At 68.9% G+C, this 8,437-nt stretch carries 8 protein-coding genes; 7 read left to right on the forward strand and 1 reads right to left on the reverse strand.

What is annotated here, in order from left to right:
* Nucleotides 1-1,094: 1,094 nt before the first annotated feature.
* The 3 genes from ACWCXC_RS08675 (at nucleotide 1,095) to ACWCXC_RS08685 (ending at nucleotide 3,742) form a co-directional block, all read left to right on the forward strand.
* On the forward strand, nucleotides 1,095-1,829 hold the full coding sequence (locus ACWCXC_RS08675; RefSeq protein ID WP_450887570.1) for a hypothetical protein: 735 nt from the start codon (nucleotides 1,095-1,097) through the stop codon (nucleotides 1,827-1,829).
* A 207-nt stretch (nucleotides 1,830-2,036) separates the two neighbouring features.
* The gene (locus tag ACWCXC_RS08680) at nucleotides 2,037-2,501 is read left to right on the forward strand and encodes a hypothetical protein (protein WP_450887572.1); all 465 of its coding nucleotides are present in this window, start codon (nucleotides 2,037-2,039) and stop codon (nucleotides 2,499-2,501) included.
* Nucleotides 2,495-3,742: an MAB_1171c family putative transporter gene (locus ACWCXC_RS08685; RefSeq protein ID WP_383644666.1), complete on the forward strand. Its 1,248-nt coding sequence runs from the start codon at nucleotides 2,495-2,497 to the stop codon at nucleotides 3,740-3,742. The genes ACWCXC_RS08680 and ACWCXC_RS08685 overlap by 7 nt, the downstream gene beginning before the upstream one ends.
* Nucleotides 3,743-3,751: 9 nt before the next feature.
* Here ACWCXC_RS08685 and ACWCXC_RS08690 read toward each other — a convergent pair whose 3' ends face one another.
* Nucleotides 3,752-4,348: a helix-turn-helix transcriptional regulator gene (locus ACWCXC_RS08690; protein WP_383644663.1), complete on the reverse strand. Its 597-nt coding sequence runs from the start codon at nucleotides 4,346-4,348 to the stop codon at nucleotides 3,752-3,754.
* A gap of 606 nt (nucleotides 4,349-4,954) precedes the next feature.
* On the opposite strand from ACWCXC_RS08690, the gene ACWCXC_RS08695 reads away from it, so the two are divergent.
* The 4 genes from ACWCXC_RS08695 to ACWCXC_RS08710 form a co-directional block, all read left to right on the forward strand.
* On the forward strand, nucleotides 4,955-5,842 hold the full coding sequence (locus ACWCXC_RS08695) for a helix-turn-helix domain-containing protein (RefSeq protein ID WP_450887575.1): 888 nt from the start codon (nucleotides 4,955-4,957) through the stop codon (nucleotides 5,840-5,842).
* 2 nt (nucleotides 5,843-5,844) lie between these two features.
* The gene (locus ACWCXC_RS08700; protein ID WP_450887577.1) at nucleotides 5,845-6,555 is read left to right on the forward strand and encodes a zinc finger domain-containing protein; all 711 of its coding nucleotides are present in this window, start codon (nucleotides 5,845-5,847) and stop codon (nucleotides 6,553-6,555) included.
* Between the two features lie 131 nt (nucleotides 6,556-6,686).
* Nucleotides 6,687-7,328 carry a WhiB family transcriptional regulator gene (locus ACWCXC_RS08705; RefSeq protein WP_450887579.1) on the forward strand — a complete coding sequence of 214 codons (642 nt, stop codon included), beginning with the start codon at nucleotides 6,687-6,689 and terminating at the stop codon, nucleotides 7,326-7,328.
* The coding region (locus ACWCXC_RS08710) for a hypothetical protein (protein WP_450887581.1) at nucleotides 7,325-8,437 on the forward strand (1,113 nt) is incomplete at its 3' end. The genes ACWCXC_RS08705 and ACWCXC_RS08710, both read left to right, overlap by 4 nt.

Raw genomic sequence — 8,437 nt, forward strand, 5'->3', positions numbered from 1 at the left:
GCTCGCTCCGCCAGGCCCCTTCGGTCGCCCACCAGGAGAACGTGGGCTTTCCCGGTGTCGCCGAGGTGTCCTCCCACGGCGACGGGTGTTCTCCTCACCGCTCGGGGGCGCGGGTACGACACCGTCATCGCCCCGAAGCCGCCCGCGCCGGACTACCACACGGTCATCACCTGCCGCACCGCCGGCACCAGGCCGGTACAGGACGCCCTCCCGCCATCACCGCACCGGGCCGGCCGCCGACTTCACCGTTGGCGGACATGACATCGGCGTTCCCTCCCATGGCCCCATGAGACAGCGCGACATCGTCGAGCGCGTCTGTCGTCGGGGCGTCGAGACTCTGTCGCAGCCCTACGCCACCTTCCCGGAAATGCCCGTCGACGCGACCGCTCGGACTGGACAACAGCGTCGTGCCGACGGGGTGCACACGGATGGCGCCAGTTTCGGCACCCTCCACCATGAACTCCAAGGCGGGCCATCACTAGGAATGCAACTCAAGCCCCTGGTGCTCAAACACCGTTACAGCGGGCCACATTTGGGATACCACACTGTCGAGGTAGAGCAACATCATTGCGCTGAGGCTTATTTACCGCCGTCGCGCACTCAACTAGTGCCGGAAAGCAGCGATCTGCACCCCAGCTGCCAGTGCCCCGTGTTGCTGACTCAGCGTCAAGCACACGCGCAACGTGACAATTTACATAGCCCCAAGCATCATTAGCGGCCCCCTTCGCCTTCGCCGGAAAGCTGACGACAACTTGATCACGCTTCACGATAGATGCGGGACCAGTCGAAATCACCCCACTTCCCACCAATAAACCCCAATAGGTCGAGGCCATCCAGCCGGTTTCCATATGGGAGCGAATCAGCTAGATATGCGGACTCGCACAAGATTCGGCGACCACCCCCAGGAGCGAATGCGCTTTACGTCACATCCCATTTATCTATGGGTTCTGATACGGCATGGTTGCCACATGAAAGCAGTTATACCGGTCGAATCCGCGATCATGGCACTGGCCAGGCGCCTCACGAGTCAGCCCTCGGAGTGCGACGGAAGCACTGTGCAGCATTTGACTTCGGGACCGCCTGCCGTACAGCAAATGATCAAGGAGCTTGTTGGTCAGCTCGGCCAGCCCACGGAGTACTCCGGCGGCCCCGGGCTGTCCGTTCGGTGGCGCATCGAGTCGCACACCGCGACCCTTGACACAGGGGACGGCTACCACGTGCAACTATCCGTGTGCCGGAACCGGGGCCTCAAGGAGCACAAGTGGTCGTGGCCAAGGCCTGGCTCCCTCAAGAATGAGGCACTCCCTTACCTGTGGCGCTATCAGCCGTGCGGGCGCACCCTCCCTGAGCCTGCCGCCCGGCTCGCGCAGAACTGGGTCGAACTCGAAGAGGCCCTCGCTACCCTCCTGCGCTCCTGGTGCCAGCACTTGGAGCTGCTGTTCGGGGACCGGGATGCGGGATTCACGATCGATCATGGCGACGGCCAGCTGATCCTGATGGTGGATCCCGGGACCGGCATAGAGGATCCCGGCGATGGCGTCGCCGTGTTCGCCGACAAGCGGGACGGTACGGACCGGAATTCTCGACAGTTGCGCGCCATGACAGCCCGTGGCTGGCATTCCTATATACCAGTGCTCTCGTACTGGGAGGCATACTTCGACCGCGGTCGGGACGGATCTGAGGCTGCGGCCCGACTGGTCGTGGAAGAGCTTCGAGCCCGCGGTGTGAGCGGTCCGGACGCCCTTCGACTGATCCGTCCGTCCGTCGGATCAAAAGGTGGCTGGCTGGACGTCCCCGGGGCCGGTATTGCGCCTGGGGCGCCTCAGTAGCTTTTCTCTAGGGGCAAATCAGGCGAAGCGGAATTCCAGCCCCCCTTGCGACCACTCCACCAAGGGATGCTTTATCGTCACCTCACGATCGTCTGCTGAATGTGAGTCACGATGATGAGGTTGCGGAGCGAAATGCGCCACCTGCTCCGACGGTGCGAGAAGCACCTTGCCGTACTGCCGGGGCATGTCAGCAGCATTCCAGGGCTAGTGGCAGCGATTGAGGCATCCCGGGGACGCACCATTCGCCTGACGCGTATAGACGAAGCCCCGGGTGACCGGCCCGACGTCTGCGGGATGCGGGCGATACACGGCGAAACCACCCACATCTTCTACCGCTCCAGACCGACTCCGTATCAGACCGAACGTCTTGTCCTGCACGAGCTGGCACATGAATGGCTCGGCCACGATCTGTCAAGCCTTTCTAGCCCGGCCGAACTGACTGCGTCAGCGCAAGACATCAGTGCGGACGTTTCCGCGCGGCAGATAGTGCACGGACGGGCGCGTTACGAGCTGGCCGCGGAGCGTGAAGCCGCGATGTGCGCGCACCTGCTGGCCCCCCGGGTGGGCGCGTCGGCTGCGGGAACGGATCTGATCAGCCGCCTGGAGTCCACGCTGGCGCAGCCCTTCGGCCTGCACCGTGAGGTTCGAGGCGGTGCGACCGGATCATGCTGACGTTTCTGCTCTGGGTCGTACCGGTGGTGATGTCGGCGACCGTGGTGTGGAGGTTGCCGTCCCTTTGGACGGGTAACACGCTGCACCGGAACCTGTGGCTGTGCTGTGCCGGATTCACTGCCGCCGTGTGGTGCCGAGTCCCGCCGGTGAAAGAAGCCCTCGACAACTCGGCCGTCACCGATCTGTCCGCCCTGTTGAAGTACACCTTCTCGCTGGCCGCGATCCTGGCTGGGCTGAAGTACATCGTCGAGGTCTACGGCCCGGCCGAGACGGGTGCGCCGCCCCGGCATGTCTCGGTGAGCGCGTGGGTCAGCCGCACAGCCCACCGGCTTGCAGTCGCGTGGCTGGCGCTCCTGATCGTGCTGTTCTTCTCGGTGGTAGACCGGTCCGAACCGAGCGTGGATTTCACCGCGGATCACGCCGGCCAGTGGGGCGCCGGGATCTTCCTGACCATTGCCTACACCTACCTTGCGGCGGGGTCGGGGGTGGCGTGCTTCCAGTGGTGGCGGGCCGGCCGGCGAGCGGAGTACCGGTCGCTGCGTATCGGGCTGACGCTCATGTCAGCTGCCATGCTGATCTACGCCGTCTACCCCGTGCTGCGCATCATGACGGTATGGGTGCCCGCCAGCGCCAGCGACGTCACCATGCGCACGATCGCCGACTCGGTGACGCTGACGGTGGCGTTGCTGTGGGCTGTGGGGGCCGCCGTGCCCTCGACGATCGCGCTGGCCGATCGATGGGCTGCGTGGCGGACGTATCAGAGGCTCTACCCGCTGTGGGCTGACCTGGTGCGGCAGTTCCCGCAGGTCGCTCTTCAGCCGGCCGGTACGCGTCTCGGCGAGGCCACCCGGGCCTGGGGCCCCCTCCGCGTTCGCCTCGACCGCCGGGCCCAGGAGATTGCGGATGCCGTGGAGGCCCTGCGCTGGTGCGCCACGCCGACCCTGCTGTCGTGCGCCCGGCGTCTGACCGATTCCGACGACGACCCCGACGTGACGGTCGAGGCGTACTGGATCGCCGCGGCCTTGGACAATGCGGCAGCCGGCCGTACCGCTGTCGGCCGTGCGCGGGCCCTGCCGGCCAAGTCTCTGGCCGACGCCCGCGCCGAGGCGCACTGGCTGGCCCTCGTGGCGGGCGCGTACGTTCGTGTATCCCCGGAAACCGTGCGCATCCTTCACGACCGGGCCGGGCGCCCCGAGGCGGAGGCGGACGCCCAGGCGAAACCAGTGACTACGGCGTCGTAGCGGGCTCTGTCAGCCACGGCCGGACAGCAGATCGTTGAGCGCGGCAAGTAGATCCGCGGACAGGCCGCCTCTCTGCGAGGCAAGGGAAATTCCGCGCTCGTCCGCGAGGTGACGCAGCTCGGACAGCACCCGGCGCTCGGTATCGGTGAGTGTGGGCTGGCCCTGAGGTGCGGTGATCGGTACGGCCACGCCGAAGCTCCGCTCCTGAGCATCGCGCACCTCACGAGGACTCGCTCCGTACAGCGCCGCGAGTGCGTCGACCGCCGGGGCCGTGAGCCGGCGTTCCCCGCCTTCCGCATCACCGAGGACGTGCCGGGTGAGGCCCGTGACCGCGTCGGCGGCGGCGCTCTGCGTCAGGCCCGCGTCGCACCGCAAGTCGACGAGGTCGCACGGGCCCTCGCGCGGAAAGAGGTTGTCGACGTCTACACCGATGATGTCGGCGATGCGGACGAGCTTCTCTGCCGGCGGCGGCCGTTGGCCTTTCTCCCACCGCGCTACAGCGACGTGCGAAGTGAGCCCCAGCCCCTCGGCTACCTGCTTCTGCGTGAGGTCAGCTTGGCGACGGGCCATTCTCATCGCATCGCCGGAGAAGCGGCGTGGTGGCACAGGATCTCCCGAAGGTGCTGGTCAGCAAGGCGGTCGGCATGTGATCACCCCTTGCCTCTAGAAGGTACATCACGTAACGTCTGGCGGGATAGTTGCGGAGGCCACCCCTCCGTAACTAACACCATCCCTCCACGCCCGGCGTCCCACCACGCGCGGCTCGCCGCACGGAGAGGGGTCGGCTTCTACAACGTTGTAGAACCAATCATGGACTAGTGCCACGCACGCTGCGTATGTTCGTCCTCCCCCGGGCAGCCCGCCCGCGGCGGCGAACGCGAGGAGATCACAAGCGAAGCGGACCACGAGGGTCCACGAATAGCGACGGCGCCCGAGAGCGGCAAACTCCCGGACGCCGGACGCAAAGTGGCAGCCCCGCCCCGGCAAGGGCGGCGATTGCCCACCATCACCACGCTGAGTCCTTCCGAGGGGCGCATCAGCGTGGCAACACTGCAAAGGGGAGTATCGCATGCCTCCTGCCCTGCGCAAAAGGCCCTTCAGCCCGGCCTGCGCGGCAGTCATCTCCACCTCGGCGCCTCAGCGCCCCGAGCCGGATCTCACCATCCCGGCCCCGGCGAACCGCCGGACCCGGCCGCTCCAGGGGAGCGGCCGATGAGCAGCGAAGCCCGTGAGTGGGTCTGGGAGCACAGCACCAGCCGGGGGGCCGCGCGTCTGGTCCTGCTGTCGATCGCCGACCGTGTTGCCGACGAGCAGTGCATCTCGTACGCCTCGCTGTCCAGCCTGGCCAAGCGCACCCGCGCCTCGCTCTCCACGGTCCGTGACGCGATCGAGCGTCTGCTCGTGGCCGGTGAGCTGGATCAACTCGACGACCTCGTCGGCCCGCAGCGCAGCACGGTCTACCGCATGCCTCTCGCCGCCGAGGCGATCAACCAGGCCCAGCGCGAGGAAGCCGACCGATCTGGGGCGCCGGACGAGTCCTCCGATCCCTCGAAGCTGCGCCTCTCTGCCCTGCGGCGGTACGGAATCCGATCCCGTGAGGTGCCGGAATCCGCCGCGAGGGTACGGAATCCGGCAGTACCGGCCACCGGCAGGTCCCGGCGGAACCCGGCACCCCGGCGTACCGGCCACCGGCAGAGCGGGGTACCGGCCACCGGCACACAGAACCGTAGTGAACCTGATTTGAACCGGAGGTACAGCAGTAGTGGTGCTGTCGCGGTCCCGGCTGCCGAGTGGCAGATCGGCCCCGCCACCCACTCCTGGATCCGCCAGCAGGGACACCTTGACCGCCTCGGCAAGGAAGGGCTGCGCGCCGCCGACGCCAAGTGGCGCGCCCATCGAGCCGCCCACAAACCGAGACCGGCGGAAGCTTGGGACATGGACTGGCGCTCCTGGATAGCCCGGGAACATGCCCCCAGCCGCCCGAACCTCTACGCCGTGCCCGGCAAACACGCCGCCGCGCCGGGGGGCATGACCCGGACGGAGGCCCACACCGCCGCCCTGCTGGCCGCCCTCGACGAGCCCACCGGATCGGAGAGCTGACCGTGGATCGCCGCGAAATCGCCGCCCTGCTGGCCTACATCGGCAGGCTCGACACCCGCACCATCCGCACCGACCAGGGCGAAGCCCGCGATCAGCTCGCCCAGTGGCACGAGCTGCTCGGCGACGTACCGATGGCCACCCCGCACGGCTGGGATGTCCGCGTCGCCGCCCGCCAGCACATCCGCACCTCGCCGTACCCGATCCTGCCCTCGGACCTGGCCCGGCCGTGGGAGAGCTACCGGCGCGACCGCCTAGCACGGCACTCCGACCCGACGCCGTCGGTCGACCCGGACGACCAGGCCGCCTGGACCGCGGAGCTGCTCGGCGCCCGGCGCGCCGTCGCCTCCGGTACCGCGCAGCCTGCACAGGCCCGAGCGATCACGAGCGGTCGCGAGGGCGTCAGCACGAGGCTGAAGGCGCGGCTGCGGGAGAGCGGCTCCTGCATACCGCCCGCCGTGCGAGCCGCCCTCGCTCCCTACCGGCCCGCCCGCGCAGCCCGAGAGTCCGCTGTCGAGCAGGGGCTGCCCGACGCCCTGAGCGTGCGGTGCGAGTGGTGCCTGGCCCAGCCCGGCGAGCCGTGTCGGCGCCGACGGATCGGTCTCGATGGCGGAGCACGCGGAACCGCTCCGTGTGCCACCCACCCCAGCCGTCTCGACCTCGCAGCCGCACTGCAGGCACAGCACGCCGAGCAGACCCAGCCCGCGCTCGCCTGACCGGCCGGTGTGTGCTCCCGGCACGGCCCCCTGAATCCACCGACTCGCATCGGCTGCGGCGCGCCCCCGCGCCGCAGCCGGTACCGCCGCCGCACCCGTAGGTCGGCGCGGACGCACATCGGAGACCCACCTTGCGCCACATCACCACACACGCCGCGCCGGCCACCGGCCTGCGCGGCATCGGCGACACCACCTGGCACCACCGCGGGACGTGTCACGGCATGGACGTCGAAGACGCCGAGGCCGTGTTCTTCCCTGGCCCTCGGGACCACGCGGAGATCGCGGAAGCCAAGGAGCTGTGCGGATGGTGCCCCGTGCGCCGCGAGTGCCTGGACTTCGCCCTGGAGAACTCCCTGAAGGAGGGCGTCTGGGGCGGCACGACCGAAGCCGAGCGGCGTCCCCTTCACGACAAGGTGCACAAGCGCCTGGACTACCGGCGCATAACCGCCTTCTTCCACGGACGCGATGTGCACCTCTCAGAGACCGAACGGCAGGTCGTCATCGACCACGCGTACGTCCGGGGCTGGCGGCCCGACCGGCTGGCCAACGCCTTGCAGATCAGCCACAAGCACGCCCGAGATCTGCTCAGGCAGGCAGCCAACAAGGTCCTCGACCGGGACCGCAACTACGGCGTGCCCCGCCCCGCGAAGCAGCGGAAGAAGACCTCGAAGGCCAAGAGCGCCGCCGCGCCCACGGCTCCCGGCACCTCTCGGCGCGTAAACCGCCCGGCAGTATCAGCCCCGACACGGGCCTCACTCGGAAAGGCAGCATGACCCACCCCGCACTCGCCGTCGGTGCCGCTTCAAATCTCCCGCTCCTCCTGGCCGCCGTCGTCCCCGCCGCCCTCACACTCATGCTGGCCACCTGGACCGTCCGCCGCCGGGGAACCCGAACGCAGAAGCGTCTCGGCGGGCCGGCGGTCAAGGTCGCAGCCGTCGCGGCCCTGGGCTGCACCGCCTACAGCGCCGACACGAGCTGGACCTTCGCCGCCGACTATCTCCACATGGCAGGGACCGCCGAGCGCGCCAGCATGTTCGCCGCAGCCGAACTCGCCCTGTTCGCGACGGCGCTGATGGCGCGGCAGAACCTTGCGGTCCAGGGTGCACCCGGGCTGCCGGGCACCCTGGTCTGGGTGATCACCACGGTGCAGGTGATCCCCGCCTACGCCGAGAGCGGGCCCGTCGGCGGCACCGTCCGGGCCTTCGTCGGCCCGGTTATGGCGGCGATGCTGTGGCACCTGGCCATGGGGATTGAACTGCGGCTGCGCACCCCCGGCGCCGCGTCGAACGGACTGGTCGCCGTGCTGGGCCGGGAGGCCCGCGAAAGGGTTCTGTCCCGCCTGGGAATTGCCGCGCGGGACCGTGATGCCGCACAGATCACCCGGGACCGGGCCACCGCTCGCGCGGTCGCTCTCGCTGCCCGCCTCGCGGAGCGCACTCCCGAACAGCAGCGCAACCGTCGGGGTCGACGGCTGACTCGACGCCTGTCGAAGGCGGTGGGCAGGGCCGCCGTCGGCACCGACCCGATCCAGCGGGCACAACTGCTCGACCAACTCGCCGCTCGGCGCCATGCCCTCGCTCTCGCCACGGTCCCGCTTCCTTCTCCATGGTCCCCGGCCAGCAGCAGCATGTCGGCGGCCCCGGTCCCGCAGCAGCCAGCACCGGGCGTGACGGCGATCCCCGTATCCGACCCGGAGGTACCGGTTTCAGTGCTCGCCCCGTCCGGGACCGACACCACCCAGAACCCCGGACCGACCACCGCACGGTCCGGGACCGACACCACCCAGAACCCCGGACCGACCACCGCACGGTCCGGGACCGACACCACCCAGAACCCCGGACCGACCACCGCACGGTCCGGGACCGACACCACCCAGAACCCC

Source organism: Streptomyces sp. NPDC001515 (assembly GCF_053597115.1).

Bases quoted from the DNA above. Each gene is read 5' to 3' on its own strand.
- ACWCXC_RS08675 (WP_450887570.1), top strand. From the start codon at position 1,095: ATGATCAAGGAGCTTGTTGGTCAGCTCGGCCAGCCCACGGAGTACTCC.
- ACWCXC_RS08685 (WP_383644666.1), top strand. From the start codon at position 2,495: ATGCTGACGTTTCTGCTCTGGGTCGTACCGGTGGTGATGTCGGCGACC.
- ACWCXC_RS08695 (WP_450887575.1), top strand. From the start codon at position 4,955: ATGAGCAGCGAAGCCCGTGAGTGGGTCTGGGAGCACAGCACCAGCCGG.